The sequence below is a fragment of the Clostridia bacterium genome, from assembly GCA_017405765.1.
GTDB lineage: Bacteria > Bacillota > Clostridia > Oscillospirales > RGIG577 > RGIG577.
In genome coordinates, this window is sequence record JAFQZS010000038.1 from 1 (window position 1) to 18,929 (window position 18,929).

The 18,929-nt window shown below is 50.3% G+C and carries 14 protein-coding genes; 4 read left to right on the forward strand and 10 right to left on the reverse strand.

Annotation, left to right across the window (positions count from 1 at the left end; all coding sequences use genetic code 11):
* The first annotated feature begins 128 nt into the window (after positions 1-128).
* Together IJG50_06700 and tig are read left to right on the forward strand one after the other, a co-directional pair.
* Positions 129-560: a DUF4825 domain-containing protein gene (locus IJG50_06700; protein MBQ3379538.1), complete on the forward strand. Its 432-nt coding sequence runs from the start codon at positions 129-131 to the stop codon at positions 558-560.
* A 248-nt stretch (positions 561-808) separates the two neighbouring features.
* On the forward strand, positions 809-1,915 hold the full coding sequence (gene tig, locus IJG50_06705) for a trigger factor (protein ID MBQ3379539.1): 1,107 nt from the start codon (positions 809-811) through the stop codon (positions 1,913-1,915).
* Between the two features lie 452 nt (positions 1,916-2,367).
* Here tig and IJG50_06710 read toward each other — a convergent pair whose 3' ends face one another.
* A complete protein-coding gene (locus IJG50_06710) occupies positions 2,368-4,461 on the reverse strand; it encodes a sodium-translocating pyrophosphatase (GenBank protein ID MBQ3379540.1) in 2,094 nt (697 codons plus the stop codon).
* A gap of 389 nt (positions 4,462-4,850) precedes the next feature.
* On the opposite strand from IJG50_06710, the gene IJG50_06715 reads away from it, so the two are divergent.
* Together IJG50_06715 and IJG50_06720 are read left to right on the forward strand one after the other, a co-directional pair.
* Positions 4,851-6,047, forward strand: a complete 1,197-nt coding sequence (locus IJG50_06715; protein ID MBQ3379541.1) for an iron-containing alcohol dehydrogenase — start codon at positions 4,851-4,853, stop codon at positions 6,045-6,047.
* Between the two features lie 148 nt (positions 6,048-6,195).
* Positions 6,196-6,429 carry a hypothetical protein gene (locus IJG50_06720; GenBank protein MBQ3379542.1) on the forward strand — a complete coding sequence of 78 codons (234 nt, stop codon included), beginning with the start codon at positions 6,196-6,198 and terminating at the stop codon, positions 6,427-6,429.
* Positions 6,430-6,579: 150 nt separating this feature from the next.
* On the opposite strand, the gene IJG50_06725 is transcribed toward IJG50_06720, so the two are convergent.
* From IJG50_06725 to gyrA, 9 genes are all read right to left on the reverse strand, one after another.
* Positions 6,580-7,419, reverse strand: coding sequence for a methyltransferase domain-containing protein (locus IJG50_06725; GenBank protein ID MBQ3379543.1), 840 nt, complete (start codon positions 7,417-7,419; stop codon positions 6,580-6,582).
* Between the two features lie 4 nt (positions 7,420-7,423).
* Positions 7,424-8,644, reverse strand: coding sequence for an insulinase family protein (locus tag IJG50_06730; protein ID MBQ3379544.1), 1,221 nt, complete (start codon positions 8,642-8,644; stop codon positions 7,424-7,426).
* A gap of 314 nt (positions 8,645-8,958) precedes the next feature.
* Positions 8,959-9,801, reverse strand: a complete 843-nt coding sequence (locus IJG50_06735; protein MBQ3379545.1) for an SDR family NAD(P)-dependent oxidoreductase — start codon at positions 9,799-9,801, stop codon at positions 8,959-8,961.
* Positions 9,802-9,823: 22 nt separating this feature from the next.
* On the reverse strand, positions 9,824-11,755 hold the full coding sequence (locus IJG50_06740; protein ID MBQ3379546.1) for an FAD-dependent oxidoreductase: 1,932 nt from the start codon (positions 11,753-11,755) through the stop codon (positions 9,824-9,826).
* Positions 11,756-12,019: 264 nt separating this feature from the next.
* Positions 12,020-12,589, reverse strand: coding sequence for a hypothetical protein (locus IJG50_06745; GenBank protein ID MBQ3379547.1), 570 nt, complete (start codon positions 12,587-12,589; stop codon positions 12,020-12,022).
* A gap of 445 nt (positions 12,590-13,034) precedes the next feature.
* Positions 13,035-14,051 (reverse strand): electron transfer flavoprotein subunit alpha/FixB family protein, encoded by a 1,017-nt coding sequence (locus IJG50_06750; protein ID MBQ3379548.1) that lies wholly within the window; start codon positions 14,049-14,051, stop codon positions 13,035-13,037.
* Between the two features lie 16 nt (positions 14,052-14,067).
* The gene (locus IJG50_06755; protein ID MBQ3379549.1) at positions 14,068-14,889 is read right to left on the reverse strand and encodes an electron transfer flavoprotein subunit beta/FixA family protein; all 822 of its coding nucleotides are present in this window, start codon (positions 14,887-14,889) and stop codon (positions 14,068-14,070) included.
* Between the two features lie 91 nt (positions 14,890-14,980).
* A complete protein-coding gene (locus tag IJG50_06760; GenBank protein MBQ3379550.1) occupies positions 14,981-16,165 on the reverse strand; it encodes an acyl-CoA dehydrogenase family protein in 1,185 nt (394 codons plus the stop codon).
* Between the two features lie 260 nt (positions 16,166-16,425).
* Positions 16,426-18,900: a DNA gyrase subunit A gene (gene gyrA, locus IJG50_06765; protein MBQ3379551.1), complete on the reverse strand. Its 2,475-nt coding sequence runs from the start codon at positions 18,898-18,900 to the stop codon at positions 16,426-16,428.
* Positions 18,901-18,929: the final 29 nt, after the last annotated feature.

Sequence of the window (18,929 nt, forward strand, 5' to 3'; positions counted from 1 at the left end):
AGAGACTTAGGCGACATGACTGATGATGAATTATCCCGATTTGTTGCACTGATAAACCTAAGACCACGCAAATGCCTTAATTGGTCAACTCCCTATGAGGTCTTTTCAGACCAACTGTTGCACTTGACTTGACAACCCGCAAAATAAAAGCATTCACGTTCGCGCTCGCTTTGGCGGTCGCGTTTTCGCTCCTCCTTTGCGGCTGCGCGGACAATTCGCAAAAAGACGAAAAAAACGGCAGCGAGCCCGCAGCGCAGGAAAGCCCGCTCGAGCAGTACAGAACAGATTACGTCGGCGACAACTCGAGCGTTGCGAATATCGCCGGACTTACGGAGTATCCCGAAGGATACGCATACGACCATATTGCGATACAGTCGGACGAGGAGCCATACGGTCTTACCGTTTATCTGAAAGCCGAAGAGGGAACGGCTGCCGAAGCGGTTGATTTTGAGGGCTGTGCCGAGACTGCGTTCGGCCTTATAGGCAATCTTTCGCTTATAGATTACGTAAACGCAGACACGGACGAGACTATAGCGTCGTTCGAGCGCAGCGAGCAGTGACGCCGTATTATTTGAAAAAAATCTCCATGTGATCATGGAGATTTTTTATATCTGCCGAAAAAATACATGAAAAACCTTTAGAATATGATTTCGGCTTTCATCGGTCTTGCGAATAAAGGCAATTGAGGCCGGTATATCTGATTTTTACCGCACAAAAAACTAATAAAATTCCCTTTGCGTTCACAAAATGTTCACAGAAAGCGTATATACTGTTTCCATAATTACTCGTTTTATAAATGGAGGAAAAAATGAACAAAAAGCTAAAAATACTCAGTGCAGTTTTGGCCGCAGGCGTATTTGCAGGTCTTTTCGCAGGATGCCAAAGCAGCGGCAATGAAAAAGTATTTAATGACGACGGAACAATAAACTACAGTGCCGGTTTAAATGAAGACGGCACCTTTAAGGGTGTTAAAGCGCTCGATTACGTAACGCTTCCCGAAGATTATGCGTCCATACAAGTGGCGCCGGAGGAGTATGAGGTAAGCGACGACGTAATTGACTACAACATAGAATACTTGATGAACAACTACACCGAAGACGTTGAAATACTTGACCGTGCCGTGGCCGACGGCGATATCATAAATATCGACTATACGGGATATATCGACGGCGAGGCCTTTGATAACGGCGCTGCGACCGATCAGCGCATAACGATCGGCGTAGATTCGTTTATCCCCGGCTTCTTGGAGCAGATAATCGGTCATAAGCCCGGCGAGGAATTTGACATAAACGTGACCTTCCCGGAGGAATATCCGAATGACCCCACAAAGGCGGGCGTTGACGCCGTCTTTACGATAAAGATAAATTCCATTATCGAGGAAACGACCCCCGAGCTCACAGACGACTTTGTTCGTATAAATTTTGCAAATTACGGCTGGACTTCTGTTGACGATATGCGCACTAAAATGAAGGCCGATATGGAAAAGACGAACATTTCGTCCTATATAAACGATTACCTCATGAAGAACAGCACCGTTTCCGAGGTCCCCGAGTCGCTTCTTGATTATCAGGGCGATATGATGGCGGCATATTATAAGACTACGGCGGAAGGCTACGGCATGGAATTTGAAGAATTCTTATCATCCTATTTGGACGCCGCAAGCATCGACGAATTAAAGGAGAAGCAGGCCGATACCATAAAAGAACAGGCCGAATACAACTTGATAATACAGGCCGTAGCCGAAAAGGACGGCATCGTGGCTACCGACGAAGCAGTGAGCAGCTACTTTGAGGAATACACCATGACAACGAATTATCAGGAACTTGAAGACACCTACGGAAAACCGTATATAAAAATGGCTGTTTTAAATGAGCTTGTGCTAAATCACCTGGCAGATTCGGCAGTACGAGGATAAATATCAAAAGACTTCCGCACACCAAGCGGAAGTCTTTTTTCGTCATACCGTGCGTGTGCGCGCCCGCCTGCGCGGCGAACCGTATTATTGAGGCCGTGCCTTAAAGAATCGCCGTCATCGCGGTCAACGCGAACGCATAAGATCCTTTTGCGCAAGAGCCTAAAAAAGATATGATAATCTTAAAGCATACAAAAAGGCTGTCCGTATCGGACGGCCTTTAGTGTATAAAAAGGCACTCTTTTGATACGTCGGCTAAACGATCCAAAAAAGGAGAAGGGAATACGTCTAACGATTCTCGTCGGAGTGACCATAATACGCCGCAGGGTGTCTTTCGTATAGAGAATACCCGCCAAAAAGCGAGCTTTTTGGCGGGTATAATAAACACTTATAAAGACGCATCGTCTATTAAAAAAGGCTGCCCTTAGCGGACAGCCTTTTAATATTACCGTATCTTACTTTATAAGCGAGCAGTTGATAACAACGCTTGCGAATACTATGGAAACGATCGAAAGAAGCTTTATAAGAATGTTGATGGACGGGCCGGAGGTGTCCTTGAAGGGGTCGCCTACGGTATCGCCGACTACTGCAGCCTTGTGGTTGTCGCTGCCCTTGCCGCCGAATGCGCCAGACTCTATGTACTTCTTCGCATTGTCCCACGCGCCGCCTGCGTTCGCCATCATGATAGCGAGCACGAAGCCTGCAGCCGTTGCGCCGCCGAGCATACCAACAACGCCGTTTACGCCGAATACTATGCCGACAACTATCGGTACTGCTATACCTAAGATAGCGGGAGCTACCATTTCCTTCTGTGCGCTCTTGGTGCACAGGTCAACGCAGGTGTGATAGTCAGCCTCTGCGGTGCCTTCCATAAGACCTGCGATCTCTCTGAACTGACGGCGTACCTCAACAACTATAGACTGAGCTGCGCGTCCAACGGATTCCATCGTCATAGCGGCGAAGATGAACGGAAGCATCGCGCCGATGAGCACGCCCACGAGTACGGGCGGATTGGTGAGCTGGAGGTTCAGCACATAATCGGGGCTTATTGCCTGTACCTGGTCTATGTAGGAAACGAGCAGTGCAAGTGCGGTAAGAGCTGCGGAACCGATAGCGAAGCCCTTACCGGTAGCTGCGGTGGTGTTGCCGAGCGAGTCGAGAGCGTCGGTTCTCTTTCTTACTTCCTCGCCAAGACCGGTCATCTCTGCGATACCGCCTGCATTATCGGCAACGGGGCCGTAAGCGTCGGTAGCGAGCGTGATGCCGAGCGTGGAGAGCATTGCAACTGCCGAAAGAGCTATGCCGAAAAGTCCGAGCGCATAGCTGTGTATGCCGCCGGAGAGATAGAAGCTTGCCATAATGGAAGCTACTACGATAACTACCGGAATAACGGTCGAACGCATACCGAGCGCGAGACCGCCGATGATGATCGTAGCGGAACCGGTTTCAGACGTGCCTGCAAGCTTCTGAGTAGGCTTGTAAGCGTCTGCCGTATAATACTCGGTGAAGTAACCGATGAGTATACCTGCCAAAAGACCGGAGATAACAGCGCCGAATACGCCGATGTGCTCCATGCCGAGAAGACCGCGTACTACGAAGAACGACGCTACTGCAACGAGTACGGCCGCAATATATGTACCGCGGCGGAGAGCCGATAAAAGCGCCTTCTGATCTGCGTCTTCCTTAGTCTTAACAAAGAACGAACCAATGACTGATGCGAATACGCCGATAGCTACGATAGCCATCGTTGCCGCTATGCCTTCAAAGCCGAGACCTGCCGTAACTGCCAACGCGCAGGCCGAAACTCTCGCGCCTACGTTGGACTCGTAAAGGTCTGCGCCCATACCTGCAACGTCGCCTACGTTGTCGCCTACGTTGTCGGCGATAACTGCCGGGTTGCGCGGGTCATCCTCGGGGATGCCTGCCTCTACCTTACCTACGAGGTCAGCGCCGACGTCAGCAGCCTTCGTGAAGATACCGCCGCCTACGCGCGCGAACAGCGCCATCGTGGACGCGCCCATACCGAACGTAAGCATCTGCATGGTGATCTGCGCTGCCTGCTCGGGAGCGGGAAGACCTGCGTAAACAGCCTTTAATATGAAATACCAGATGGAAAAGTCAACAAGGCCGAGACCTACTACGACGAAGCCCATAACGGAGCCTGCCGAGAAAGCCACGCGAAGACCTTTGTTAAGGCTTTCCTTAGCCGCCCATGCCGTGCGGGCATTTGCGGAAGTAGCTATCTTCATTCCGAAGAAGCCGGCCAGAGCGGAGAAGATACCGCCCGTTAAGAAGGCAACCGGAGTAAAGAAGCTGAGCTGATGCAAGAATGCGAGTATCAGCAATACTACAAAGACAACGATGAACACCTTTGCGACGGTTATGTACTGACGCTTTAAGTATGCCATCGCGCCCTTTCTTATGGAGCCTGCGATCTTTGCCATCTGCTCGGTACCCTCGGAGTTCTTGAGTACGCTCTTAGCCATTACTACGGCAAAAATCAGGGCTACCACTGCACCTATGGGTGCAAGAAGCGTGAAATCGAACATATTATTGATGCCCCTCCTTAATTTTATCTTTCATATTATAGCACCGAAAAATACATTTTCAAGAAAATTTACACTCTCTCAATACATTTTGTAGGGGTTAATAAAATATAATATGTAGGCTCTGAATTTTTTAGTCGTTTTTGCCTGTCGGCGCCGTGCATAAATGCTGATATAATCTAGTTTTCTTTCGTTTTTTGCCCGCTGCCTCTTATTGCGGTTTTTTGGTGCATCTTCGCTCTTTTTTACGGGCGCGGACGGGCACAGGGCAAATACCACATAATATTTTTCTGAAAATTAAGCTTTCTTATTGATTATTACCAAAACGGGTTGTATAATAATATAAAAGCAAACGAACCATACAAAACCATATTACAAGGAGGAACAACATTATGGCTTATTTTGAATACAGAACGAACGCGAGCTACATTCAGGGCGAGGGCGCGCTTTTAGAGCTCAAAAAGTACGCTTTCCATCTCGGCTCGAGATTTCTTATCGCTATGGCATGCGGTCCCGTTAAGGATCAGGTTCTTGCAAAAGTAAAGAAGAGCTTTGACGAGCCTATGATCAACAATGTAAACAAAAAGAACCTTCGCGCAGGTATGTCGGCACTACTGGCGACCCAGTACGATGCAATGGACAAAAAGATCGAATACGCCATAGTTGACATTGACGGACAACAGGTTACCGAAGATAACATCGAGGCTTTAACCGGCGCTGCGCGCAAATTCAACGCAGACTGCATCATCGGTATCGGCGGCGGCAAGGCGCTCGATATGGTTCGCGGCGTATTCCACAGGATCGGCCGTCCCATCAAGGTAGTTCTCTGCCCGACCATCGTTGCTACGAACGCTCCCGCAAGCACCATCGCCGTAATTTACAACGACGAAGACAAGACTGTAGGCGCATGGTATATGCCGTATCATCCGGAGCTGGTACTCGTTGATACCGAGCAGACCATTCAGGCTCCTCCGATAACGCTGGCAGCCGCTATGGCCGATATGATAGGTACGACTTACGAAGGCATCCAGACGATAAAGGACAAGAACGTTGAAAAGGATATAATCACTCCCGCATGGGCTTTGAGCCAGTGCGTTTTCGACACCTTCTACAAGTACGGCGCAAAGGCAATGCTTTCGGCTAAGACGCACATCCCGTCGAACGCTTACGATTCCGTAATCAACCTTATCGCGCATACGAGCGGTCCGCTTTCGATAGCCGTTGCCGTACATTATCCGCACCTTATCGACGACGTTATCATCCAGTTCCCGCAGTGCACGAGAATGCTGCACGGTCTTTTAGTAGGCGCGGGCGTTGTTCCGTATCTCTTCTGGGCAAACGCTCCGATGGAGGAAATAAATCAGTACATTGATTTTGCGGACGATGTAGGCATCCCGCTTACGTTCAAGGATCTGGGCATCACCGAGGCCGAAATAAAGAACGACCTCTTAAAGAATTGCGAAGTAGTTGCAAACGGCATGACCGCAAAGCTTACCACTTTAAAGGATACTCTTACCGCAAAGATGCTCGCAGACAGCATGATAATTGCCGACGCTTATATAACCGATTACAGAGCAAAGAATGCGTAAGCTTCAAACGTTCCGCTGCGTGAAAATTTCGCAAAAATGCTTGACCGCACACAATATATAGTTTATAATTAAGCATATTGCGAGGAGGTAATACAATATGTATGATAGAGATATAATAAATCCGGATAATCTTGACGCCAAGTTCATCATGGACGAGATACTGAACGCCGAAAAGGAGCAGGGTCTTGAGGCGAGAGGACTTTATATTTCGAGAGCCGAATTTCACGACAACGGCGACGGCACGTGCACCGAAAAGTTCAAGACGGCGGCGGTGCCGTTTGAGAGGATAAGGCGCATCACAGGTTATCTCGTGGGCGACATGACACGCTGGAACGACGCGAAACTCGCGGAGGAGCGTGACCGCGTGAAGCATACCATGTAAACGAATACGATCCCCGAAGGCAAAAGCCTTCGGGGATCTTCGTTTTGATTACCATAAGGCAGGCGATCAAAAGCATAAAAACGCAGTTATTAAAAAACGCCGCGCCTCGTGTGAGAGGCACGGCATATAATATCCGACGTGAGGCATTGCTTATTTTTCGCCTGTTTTTTTAAAAACATGTATATTGAACGCCGCCGTCACCCAAAGGCTTTCTTTTTCGGCAAGCCGCTCCCGTCCCGTGCGCGGCGTTTTCCAATAATAAGGCGTCATTTTAAACAGATCCGCTATGTCTTCGCGCGACGAAAGCATAAAGCGCGTCTTTACCGGTACGATGCTTTCGTATAAAAAGCCCTCATACGGCGTTTCCTTTTCTTCATTTTCGTAAGGCTTGTCGTAAAGTATCTCTTTCAGCTCGAACAGATGCTCGCGCCCCGGAACTACATATATAAAAATTCCGCCGGGCTTTAAAACGCGCCGAAACTCCTCCAGCGCAAGCGGGGAAAAGCAGTTTATGAGAATATCGGCACACTCGTCATTCACGGGCATTCTATACGATGAGGCCACGGCAAACTCTATATCGGGCGCGCGCTTCGAGGCGTACTTCAAGATAAATTTGGAAATATCAAAGCCGACGATGCGCGCCGCATTGTTTTGCTCTTTAAGCGCGGCGCAAACGGATGACGTATAATAGCCCTCGCCGCATCCGGCGTCGATTATCACGGCGCGCGGCGGCGCGTGATAAATAACAAGGCGCTCCATCTTATGCGCAAGCGGTGCGTAATATCCGCCCGAGAGGAATCTGTGACGCGCGCTTGCCATCTGTTTATCATCTCCGGGAAAGCGTGAATTCTTGTCGCCCGCGGTAAGAAGGTTTACATAACCATGGGAGGATATGTCGAAGCTGTGACCTTTTTCGCATACGTAGGTTTTTTGTGTTTTTATAAGCGGCCGCGCACATACAGGGCAGCGAAGCAGACCTTTATCATTCATTGGCTTATGCCTTTTGGCCAACGATACACCTTATGCGCTGTCCCGAAAGTATATCGTGCGCCATGGCATTCACCTCCTCGCGCGTTACGCTTTCAATAAGACTGATAAGCTCGTCCGGAGTGCGCACATATCCGTACAAAAGTTCGCCCCGTGCGATATACGGCATACGCGAAGAGGAGCTTTCAAAGCTCATAATGAGATTGGTTATTATTTGCTTTTTGGCGCGAATAAACTCTTCTTCGTTTGCGCCCTCACGGGCAAAGTCGTTAATACATTCGTCGAGCTTATTTATAAGCTCCGCCTCGGAATCGGGACTGTACGCCGCGCCTATGACGAACATCCCCGTATCGTATATCGGCATATTGAAGGAATAGACATTATAGCAAAGGCCGCTTTGCTCTCTGAGAGTCTGGTAAAGACGGGAGCTCATACCGTCGCCAAAAATAAGAGACATTACTGAGGCGGCATAAGTGCGTCTGTCAAGGCGTCCCACGCTTTGGAAGCCGAGATTTATGTGGTTCTGCTCTATATTTCGCGGTATAAATATTTCGCCGCCGTTAAAATGAATCGGTCCCGCTGCAGGCGAATCGTTATTCTTTCTTACATCTGCAAAAGCCTCTTCTATATACGATATAAGCCTATCTTCATCAAAACTGCCCGCCACGGCTACTACGATATTTTCGGCAGAGTAGTGGCGCTGCATATATGAAACGAGATCGTCTCGCGTAATGCGCGACACAGTCTCTCTTGTTCCCAATATGGGCAGAGAGAAAGCATGAGGCTTAAAGGCGTTTATTGTAAGCTCCTCCGTAGCCACATCTTCGGGCGTGTCGAGATACATGTTTATCTCTTCAAGGATCACGCGCCGCTCCCGCTCGATCGCATCCGCCTCAAACAGCGGATTTAAAAACATCTCGCAGAGAATATCCAGCGCAGAATAGAGGTCCTCGTCTAAGCATTTCACATGAAAGCAAGTATGCTCCTTTGAAGTAAAGGCATTCATAAAAGCGCCGAGCATGTCCATATCATGTGCAAGCCGGGCGGCTGTTCGCGCGTGCGAGCCTTTGAACATCATATGCTCAATAAAGTGAGACACCCCGTTGATCTCAGGCGTTTCATTTTTTGAGCCGCAGTCCACCCATATGCCGGCCGATACTGAGCGGATGCCTTCAAGCTTTTCATATATGAGTCTTACACCGTTTGAAAACGTATGCTTCTTTGTCATATGTGCCTCCGGTCTTGTTTCTTCGTATATGATTACAGTATATCATATTTTGAGAAAAAAGCATAAAAAAATACGGGGCGTGCTTATTATACAAAAGCAGCCGCTTTTGATAACTTATCTTACTTTGCCGCATGAAGAATTATTATATAAGCTCTTTTTAAGCTTTTTGGCTCCTGTCAGTGGGGAAGTGTGCGCAGGTATTGAACAAATGTAGCCGTGCGCTGTGTTCTTCGGCGCGATCGCTTCAATATAATTCTCTTGCTTTAAAGTAAAAAAAGCCTCCGCTGACTGCGGAGGCTTCTTAATTCCCGTCCTTACGGCTTCGGGTTGCCGTCGTTCAATATCTGCGTCGCGCGGTTCTGTACTGCGCGGTAAAAATCGTTGTGCGTGTGGATATAGAACTGCTTGTCCTTTATGCCGCGGAAAACTATCGTTGCAAAGTGGTCTACCGGAAGACCCGTCTTCTTTATAAAGTTCTCAAGCGCCTTATAGCCGTTCTTATAAACGCCTGCATAATAAGGATCGTCGGTAATGGGATAACGCTCGGGACGGCGCTCAGCCGATCTGTAAAAGTCGGTCTGAACGAACGCGGGGCATACTACGCTTATGCCGATATGCTTATATCCCTTCGCCTGAAGCGCCATGTACGTACCCTCGTTTAAGCCGACTGCGGCAAACTTCGTAGTGCTGTACGCAACGGACGTGGGTGACGCTATAATGCCTGCGTGAGACGCGATGTTCACGATATGGCACTCCTCGCCGCGCGCTATCATGTCGGGCATAAAGAGACGCATCGTATAAACGTGGCTCTTTAAGTTCGCGCCGATTATCCAATCCCAATCGTCCGGCGGGATCTCCCATACCTGACCCGGCACGAGCGTACCTACGCAGTTCATTAAAAGGTCGCATTTGCCGAACTTCGCAATTGCAGCCTCGTGTACCTTCTTCGCCTCGTCGAAAAGCGTAAGGTCGGCGTGAACGGCTATGACCTCAACGCCCGCAGCCTTAACTTCCTCGCAGAGCTTCTCAAGATTATCTTTCTCTATATCGGCTATAACGAGATTCATTCCCAAGGACGCAGCATGGCGCGCAAGCGCGCGTCCGAATCCGTTCGCCGCGCCGCATATAACGGCGGTCTTGCCTTTAAATTCAGTCATCAGTCATATCCTCCCTTCATTATCAAAGCACGAATGCTTTTTCAAAGCCTTCGCGTATAGCATCGGAGATAAGTCCGGCTTTCTTTGCGTCGCCTATTACCTTAACGTTGTCAAACGACGCCTCGATCTCGTCCGCAAACGCTCTGTTCGGCGTTATGCCTACTGCCAGCACAACAACGTCAGCCTTTTCTTTTCTCGCTCCTGCTCTTGTAGCAACGGTTATCTCGCCGTCGCCGATGGAAACAACGCTTGTGCCCGTCTCTATCTTAGTGCCGTTCTGAGCAAGTCTCATAAGCATTCTGCGCGCTATTACGGGATAAAGCGCCGTGCCTACGGCGCGCGCCATCTCATAAACGGTCGCATTGCACTCCTCGCCGAACATTTCGGCAACCTCAAGGCCCGTTACGCCGCCGCCTATAATAGCCACGTTCTTGCCCTTTAAGTCAACGTGCTTCTTAACGATAAGCTCCTCTGCCAAAACTACATTAGGCTTGTCTATGCCGGGTATGCGCGGTACTGTGGGCGTGCCGCCTGCCGCAACGATAACTGCGTAGGGGTCGTACTTCTTTATTTCGTCAACGGTAGCCTCGCAGCCCGTTTTTATGTCAACTCCAAGCTCTCTTATCTGATGCTCCAGGTTGGCTGCAAGCCACGTAAGATACTTCTTGTGCGGCGGCTTGTCCGCGATATTCAATGTGCCGCCCAGTTTATCCGACTTCTCAAGAAGAGTCACGTCAAAGCCGCGTATTGCAAGCACCCTTGCGGCCTCCATGCCGCCGGGGCCGCCGCCCGCAACTACTACCTTGCGGCCTGCGCCGTCCTTTTCAAAGCGCGCGAACTCAACTTCGCGGCCGAGCCTCGGATTTACTGTGCACTTTATCGTGCGCATCATGCCTATTTCCTTGAAGCAATAGAGGCAGCCGATGCAGGGACGTATATCGGCTTCGCGGCCTGCCTTTGACTTATTGCCCCATTCGGGCTCGGCAAGCTGCTGACGTCCCAAAGCAACGTAGTCGCACACGCCCGTTTCGAGCAGCTCCTCTGCAACCTCGGGTCGCTTTATATTGCAGCACGCGATAACAGGCATTTTAACGGCCTTCTTTATCTCCGCTGCATACTTTCTCTTCCAGCCCTGCTCAAAAACGTAGTCCTCAACTATCGTGTACGACGATTCATAGATGCCCGTCGATACGTTTATGCAGTTTATGCCCATATATTCAAGACGGCGCGCGATCTCAACGGAATCCTCTATGCGCAGACCGCCCTCGACGAACTCGTCTGCCGAGATACGTACGCTTATTATAAAGTCGCGGCCGCACTTTAAGCGGATGCCGTCGATTATCTCCTGAATGAAGCGCATACGCTTTTCAAAATTGCCGCCGGATTTGTCCTCGCGCTTGTTGGTGTAAGGGCTTAAGAACTGGTTGATGAGGTAGCCGTGAGCGGCATGGAGCTCAACGCCGTCGGCAGTAGCCATTTTTGCGATAACTGCGCCCTTTATGAACTTCGCAACGAGCATTTCACATTCCGCAGTTGTAAGCGCGCGCGGCATTTCGCCGACCACCTTGCAGGGGATCGCGCTGGGAGCAACGATCTGACGGCCTTCGATGAGCGACGAACGGTTCTCGCGTCCTGCATGCTGAAGCTGAATAAGCAGCTTCGAATCGTGCTTATGCACTGCCTTTGCCAGACGCTCGATACCCGCGATATACTTATTGTGAGTGACCTGTATCTGGTTAGGCATACCAACGCCCCACTCGTCGTCAACACGCGAAATCTCTGTGATTATGAGACCGCAGCCGCCCTTGGCGCGCTCTTCATAATATTTGATGATATGCTCCGTTACTTCGCCCGAAGCGGAGTTAAGTCCCGTGCCCATCGGGGGCATGACTATCCTGTTTTTCAGCTCCATTTTGCCTATTTTGCCTTTTTGAAAGAGCTTTTCGTATTTCACTGTAAAATCCCGCCTTTCCATTATCATTTTGTCGCTTCAGTCAATACGCTCAATGTTATGCTTTTAGTTTACTATATTTTTCCTCAGAGTTCAACTATAATTTTTGTGTGTTTTGCATAAAATTATGCCTGCGCTTTTTTTGCAGGAGGCGCCGACTGAAAACTATGCATTTTCGCAGAAAAAAGCCCCGCACGTTATTACGCGCAGGGCTTCTATTACTTAATTCGTTCCGCAAATGCGGACTTTTAAAGACAAAGTCTTAAATTACTGAACTACCTGAACAGCGTCCGGAAGAGTGTTGATGCAGTAGAAGTTGCCGGAGGGGTCAATTGCAACCTTACCGATAATTACTACGCGAGTGCCGTCTGCCGGATAAGCAGACTCGGGAGCGCCCTGGATGAGGAACGTAGTACCGATGGACTGGCCTGCTTCTTCATCTCTCTCAGTGATGCTGAAAGACATACCGGACGAGAACTGGCTTACGTCGCCGTCGATAGCAACGAGAGCGCCGTCCATTTCACCGTTCTGGATAGCGGAAGCGAGGTCGCTCATAGCTGCATAATCGCCGTAATTGATAACAACGTCGGGATCAACTAAGAGCTCGTCTTCGGTGAGCGTTACAACTGCATCCATGAAGGGGGCTTCTGCTTCGTCAAGAGCTGCGTCTGCTTCGTCGATAGCTGCGTCGAGCTCATCGAGAGCTTCGTCGATTTCCTGCTCTGCCTGATCTGCTGCTTCTTCAGCCTTCTGCTGGCTGCCGCATGCTGCGAATACAAATACCAGCGAAAGAGCCAGTACGATGCACAGGATGCTTCTTAAAAGTTTCTTGTTCATTTTAGGTCCTTCCTTTCAAAATGAGTCTTTTTTTATCGGAAGAGCATACGTCTTCCAATTTCAAATACATATTAGCGCAACTAAACGATAATGTCAACGATTGTTTATTTTATATCAATCTCGGTCAAATACGTCGTGTTTTGTCGGCGCGGCGGGATTTTATTTTTTCGGAACGTGTTCTAAAGATTTCATTGCTATGCCGGGAATGGTGCTTCTTCGGCAATAATTCTTCATGCCGCCCGGAGAAGCGAGGGGGCAAAACTCGCCGTACTTCGCGTAAGAGGCGTGTGCGCCTGCGCCTTATCCATCTGCTTTGCAGACGTCGTCTGTCTTAACCCCCAAATGCATCATATTTGGGGGTGGATCCGTGGGGAAGCCTTTCGCTTTATCAAACACAAAAAAGCTCCGTCGCTTGGACGGAGCTTTTTTAATTAAGAGTTAGATCTTACTGAGCCTTCAGCTTTCTGATCTCTGCTGCGAGTGCGGGGCATACCTCGAAGAGGTCGCCAACGATACCGTAGTCAGCGATGTCGAACATCGGAGCATCGGGATCCTTGTTGATTGCGATGATGCACTCGGAGGAGGACATACCTGCGCGGTGCTGGATAGCGCCGGAGATACCGCAAGCGATGTAGATCTTCGGGCCAACGGTCTTACCGGTCTGACCAACCTGATGTGCGTGCGGGATCCAACCTGCGTCAACTGCTGCGCGCGATGCGCCTACTACGCCGCCGATCGCGTCTGCAAGCTCTTTGATGGTGTTGAAGCCCTCGGGACCCTTAACACCACGGCCGCCGGATACGATGATCTCAGCTTCTTCAAGGTTAACGGTCTCAGCGCCCTCTTCCTTGATGAATTCGATAAGCTTCGTGCGAACGTCAGCGGGAGCGATCTTAACCTTATCGGTGATGTTCGTAACGTTGCCGGTCTTGCCTTCAACGGGCTCGTTCTTCTTGAACACGCCGGGACGAACGGTACCGATCTGGGGACGGTGGTTCGGGCAAAGGATGGTAGCCATCAGGTTACCGCCGAATGCCGGACGGGTCCATGCTACGTTTCCGCTCTCTTCGTCTATACCGAGCTGCGTGCAGTCAGCGGTAAGACCGGTCTGGAGACGGCAGGAGATACGCGGGCCCATGTCACGGCCGTTGTTCGTAGCGCCTATAAGTAATGCGGACGGCTTGTAGAGGTTAACGGTATCAACGATAGCCTTTACATAAGCGTCGGTCGAATATTCGTCAAAAACTTCGTCGTCTACTACGTAAACTTCGTCTGCGCCATATGCGAATGCCTTCTTAACGGCAGCCTCGGTCTTGTAGCCGATTACGAGAGCGATAACGTTCTCTTTGTGGAAATCAGCAAGACCTCTTGCGGGATTGAGAAGCTCAAGGCCTACGTTCTTTGCGTCGCCCTTATTGGTCTCAATGTACACCCATACATTCTTGTATTCTTCGAAACTCATTTACTTCTTCCTCCCATTATATTATCTTCGCATCAGCGAGTAAGCCTACAAGCTTCTTAGCAGCGTCAGCAGCAGCTTCGCCCTGAATCTTAAGACCGCCCTGCTTCTTCTGCGGAACGAAAGTCTTTCTAACCTTCGTCGGCGAGCCCTTAAGACCGCAGCGGTTCGTGTCGATAAGACCTTCCATATCTGCAGCGGTGATCTCAGCTATAACCTTCTTGTTGGCAGCCATCTTGCTCTTAATGGTAGCAAGTCTAGGCTCCCACTTCGGCTTCGTAACGGTGATGATGCAGGGCATGGGAAGCTCTATTACACGGAAACCGTCTTCGCATTCCTTCTTAACGCGAACAGCGCCTGCAGTCGGGCACTCTTCCATATCAACCGCGTAGGTAACCTGCGGAAGATCCATGTACTCAGCAGTCTGCGGGCCAACCTGTGCGGTATCGCCGTCGATAGCCTGCTTGCCGCAGAAGATAAGATCGAAATGATCGATACCCTTAAGCTGGCAGATCTTCTTTAACGTGGTCGAAATGATATAACCGGTAGCGAGCGTATCGGAACCGCCGAATGCACGGTCGGTAACGAGATATGCGTCCTGAGCGCCTACGGAAAGGCATTCCTTTAAAGCTGCCTTTGCCTGCGGGGGGCCCATGCTTACAACGGTGATCGTAGCGTCGTTAGCATACTTTTCCTTGTACTGAACAGCCAGCTCAAGTGCATATGCGTCGAACGGGTTAACGATTGCGGGAACGCCTGCTCTGTTAAGAGTATTGGTAACCGGATCGATGGTGATTTCGGTAGTATCCGGTACTTGTTTGATACATACAACTATTTCCACGATATTCTCTCCTATTTCATTGTATTTTATCGGACAGTAAGGGGCGTGCGCCCTCTACTGTCCGAATATGTTACTTGCTTTGCGTTATGGATTATTTGCCGCTTAATACAGCGCCTGCGATAACGATTCTCTGGATCTCGTTGGTGCCTTCGAAGATCTGATAGATCTTAGCGTCGCGGAGGAGCTTCTCGATCGGATACTCCTTGGAATAACCGTAACCGCCGAAGATCTGGATAGCTTCGGTTGCAACTCTTACTGCGTTGTCGCCAGCAAAGCACTTAGCGATGGAGGAGAGCTTCGAGTACGGCTTAATACCGCTGTCCTGAACTTTTGCTGCATAGTGGCAGTACTGTCTTGCTACCTGAGTGGTCATTTCCATGTCAGCGATCTTGAATGCGATAGCCTGGAACTTGGAGATCGGTCTGCCAAAGGTCTTTCTGGTGTTAGCATATTCTACGCACTCGTCGATTGCGCGCTGTGCAATACCGCAAGCCATGGAGCCAACGGTCGGACGGGACGAGTCAAGAACCTGCATAGCAAGCTTGAAGCCCTTGCCGCGAGCAGCCTCGCCGCCTACTAAGTGGTCAGCGGGAACTCTAACGTCTTCAAAGATAACTTCGGTCGTGGAGGACAGGCGGATACCCATCTTGTCTTCCTTCTTACCTACGGATACGCCGGGGAGATCTCTCTCAACGATGAATGCGGACATCGACTTGTAGGGGTTAACGTCTTCGCCCTCTTCGGTGATAGCGAATACTACGTAGATGCTTGCAACGCCGCCGTTGGTGATGAAGCACTTAGTACCGTTGATAACCCACTCGTTCTTCTCTTTGTCGAAAACAGCCTTGGTTCTGCCGCCTGCAACGTCGGAACCTGCATCAGCCTCGGTAAGGCAGAATGCTGCGAACTTCTTCTGGGAAAGAACGCTTGCGAAATACTTCTGCTGCTCTTTGGTGCCGCCGATCATGATAGGCTCGCATGCGAGGCCGTTAGCGGAGCAACCTACTGCAAAACCGGGATCTACCTTTGCAAGCTCTTCCATGATGAGGCAGTTGGTAAGATGGTCAAGACCCATGCCGCCAACTTCTTCGGGAAGAACGGTCATATGAAGACCCATTTCCATAGCTTCTTCATATACTTCCATGGGAAGCGTGTCGTCTCTGTCGCACTGCTCAACTACGGGCTTAACTTTCTTTTCTGCGAACTCTTTAACTAATGCTACGAGTTCCTTCTGCTCCTCAGAGATGAGCAGATCCTGACTAAAAGGGCTGGACATATTTTTTTCCTCCGTTTTAAATAAAATTTTTATTTCGGTAATATTCGGCGGAAGCTTTCGTCTCGGAAGTCAGAAAAGGGACACCGTACGTCTGCCCTTTTTCGGACAGCCAAAGAAAGCTTATTGCCAACATACCTAGTCTATATTATCATACGCCGCTTAAAATTGCAATATCGTTGATATTCAAAAATCAATGCAGTCGTTTAAGTTTATCGTGTGATTTGCGGCGGTTTTTTGTGTATTTTGTATATATTGCGCCGTTATTCAGCGTTTTGCGGCGCTTCTTCGACGCTTTCTCCTTCTTTATCCTCTTCCTTTTCGGCAGCCGCCATATGTACGACCTTTACGCCGTCGGAAAGGCGCATGAGCTTTACGCCGCTCGTGGCTCTGCCGACGCGGGAGACCGTTTCCGAAGAAAATCTTATGATAACGCCGTCGGACGAGATAAGAAGCAGGTCGGGCGACTCGCCTTCGCGTATCGCCGCAACGCTTACTATGCTGCCCGTCTTGTCGGTCAGTCGGTAATTCAGAACGCCGCTGCCTCCTCGCGTCTGGAACCTGTATTCGGAGACGCTCGTGCGCTTGCCGAAGCCGTTCTCGGTCACGGTGAGAAGGTCGTCCTCCGGTTTTACTGCGGCCGCGCCTATAACGCTGTCGCCGCGTCCGAGGCTTATCGCGCGCACGCCTCTTGCGGCGCGTCCCATCGGGCGCACGTCTCTCTCGCTGAAGCGTATTGCCTTGCCCAGAGCCGTTGCCGCCATTATCTCGGCGTTTCCGTCCGTATGTTCTGCGCAGATAAGCTCGTCGCCCTCCTCCAATGAAAGCGCTATAAGGCCGCCGCGGCGGTTCTTGTTGAACTCTGAAAGCGCCGTTTTCTTTATCGTGCCGGTGCGCGTTATCATCGTCATAAAGCCTTCGTCAAGACTTTTAAGGATTATCATTGCCGTTATCTTTTCATCGGAGTCTATCTCCAGCAGATTGACGACGTTCATGCCCTTTGCGGTGCGTCCCGCCTCGGGTATCTCGTAACCCTTCTTTTTGAACATTCTGCCCTTGTTGGTAAAGAAAAGAATGTATTCGTGCGAGCTGCCCGTAACGATGCGCTCAACGAAATCTTCCTCGCGCATCGTCATGCCGGTTATGCCGCGTCCGCCGCGCCTCTGCGCCTTGTACGCCGATACGGGCATACGCTTTACATAGCCGTAATGCGTAAGCAAGTACGCGCAGTCCTCCTCTGGTATAAGGTCGGCTATGTCTATCTCGTTCTCTACCGGCGATATCTCGGTGCGGCGTTCGTCGCCGAATTTGCCCTTTACCTCATTTAGCTCGTCGCGTATTATGCCGAGAACGAGGCTTTCGTCGGCAAGTATCTGTTCGCAGCGCTCTATGAGCGCGCGCATCTCCATAAGCTCGGCCTCTATCTTCTCACGTTCGAGACCGGCAAGACGGCCGAGACGCATATCGACAATGGCCTGCGCCTGCACGTCGGAGAGGGCAAAGCTTTCCATAAGGGCTGCTTTCGCGCCTGCAACGTCGGGACTGTTTCTTATGATATTTATTACTTCGTCGATAAAGTCTATGGCTATTTTTAAGCCCTCTAATATATGGGCGCGGTCGCGCGCCTTCTTTAACTCGAAGCGCGTGCGGTTCTCTACTACCTCTTCGCGGAAGCGTATAAAGTTATCGAGTATCTGGCGTATGCCGAGCGTCTTCGGCTGATTATCAACGAGCGCGAGCATATTAACGGAGAAGTTGTCCTGAAGCTGGGAGTGCTTAAAGAGCTGATTTAAGACTACCTGCGCATTAGCGTCGCGCTTTATCTCGATGATTATCTTCATGCCCTTTCTGTCGGACTCGTCTCTGAGATCGGATATGCCCTCTATGCGCTTTTGCTTCACGAGGTCGGCCATGCTCTCTATAAGGCGCGATTTGTTGACGCCGTATGGTATCTCCGTTACGACGATGCGGTAGCGTCCCTCTTTGAATTCCTCTATTTCGGTACGCGAGCGCACGGTTATGCGGCCGCGTCCCGTATAATACGCCTCTCTTATACCGGAGCGCCCTAAAATTATACCGCCGGTGGGGAAGTCGGGGCCCTTTAAGTGCTCCATTATATCGTCAAGCGTCGCTTCGGGGTTGTCGATGATGCATAAAAGCGCGTTGGCCACCTCACAGAGGTTGTGCGGCGGGATATTCGTAGCCATGCCGACGGCTATGCCCATGGAGCCGTTTAAAAGGAGCGCCGGCAGGCGCGTGGGCAGTACGACGGGTTCTTTTCTCTGGTCGTCGAAGCTGGGCGTAAAATCCACAGTCTCTTTTTCGATATCCATAAGAAGCCAGTCGGCTATCTTCGCCATGCGCGCCTCGGTGTAACGATATGCAGCCGGCGGGTCGCCGTCGACCGAACCGAAGTTGCCGCGTCCGTCAACTAACGGATATCTCAGTGAAAAGTCCTGCGCGAGACGCACGAGCGCGTCGTAAACGGAAGCATCGCCGTGAGGGTGATACTTCTTTAAAACGTCGCCTACGGTTGCAACGGATTTTGAATAGGGCTTGTCAAAAGTAAGTCCCGCCTCGTACATTGTGTAAAGAATTCGCCTGTGTACGGGCTTTAATCCGTCGCGCACGTCCGGCAGCGCGCGCCCTACTATAACGCTCATCGCATAATCTATATACGATTTTTGCATTTCGGCTCTTATTTCTACCGGTATGATCTTTTGTTCTTCGTAATTCATGGTATACCTCTTTGGCGCCGCCTTCGGCG

Coding starts and splice junctions, on each gene's coding strand:
- tig (MBQ3379539.1), top strand. CDS start 809: ATGAACAAAAAGCTAAAAATACTCAGTGCAGTTTTGGCCGCAGGCGTA.
- IJG50_06710 (MBQ3379540.1), bottom strand. CDS start 4,461: ATGTTCGATTTCACGCTTCTTGCACCCATAGGTGCAGTGGTAGCCCTG.
- IJG50_06715 (MBQ3379541.1), top strand. CDS start 4,851: ATGGCTTATTTTGAATACAGAACGAACGCGAGCTACATTCAGGGCGAG.
- IJG50_06720 (MBQ3379542.1), top strand. CDS start 6,196: ATGGACGAGATACTGAACGCCGAAAAGGAGCAGGGTCTTGAGGCGAGA.
- IJG50_06725 (MBQ3379543.1), bottom strand. CDS start 7,419: ATGAATGATAAAGGTCTGCTTCGCTGCCCTGTATGTGCGCGGCCGCTT.
- IJG50_06730 (MBQ3379544.1), bottom strand. CDS start 8,644: ATGACAAAGAAGCATACGTTTTCAAACGGTGTAAGACTCATATATGAA.
- IJG50_06735 (MBQ3379545.1), bottom strand. CDS start 9,801: ATGACTGAATTTAAAGGCAAGACCGCCGTTATATGCGGCGCGGCGAAC.
- IJG50_06745 (MBQ3379547.1), bottom strand. CDS start 12,589: ATGAACAAGAAACTTTTAAGAAGCATCCTGTGCATCGTACTGGCTCTT.
- IJG50_06750 (MBQ3379548.1), bottom strand. CDS start 14,051: ATGAGTTTCGAAGAATACAAGAATGTATGGGTGTACATTGAGACCAAT.
- IJG50_06760 (MBQ3379550.1), bottom strand. CDS start 16,165: ATGTCCAGCCCTTTTAGTCAGGATCTGCTCATCTCTGAGGAGCAGAAG.
- gyrA (MBQ3379551.1), bottom strand. CDS start 18,900: ATGAATTACGAAGAACAAAAGATCATACCGGTAGAAATAAGAGCCGAA.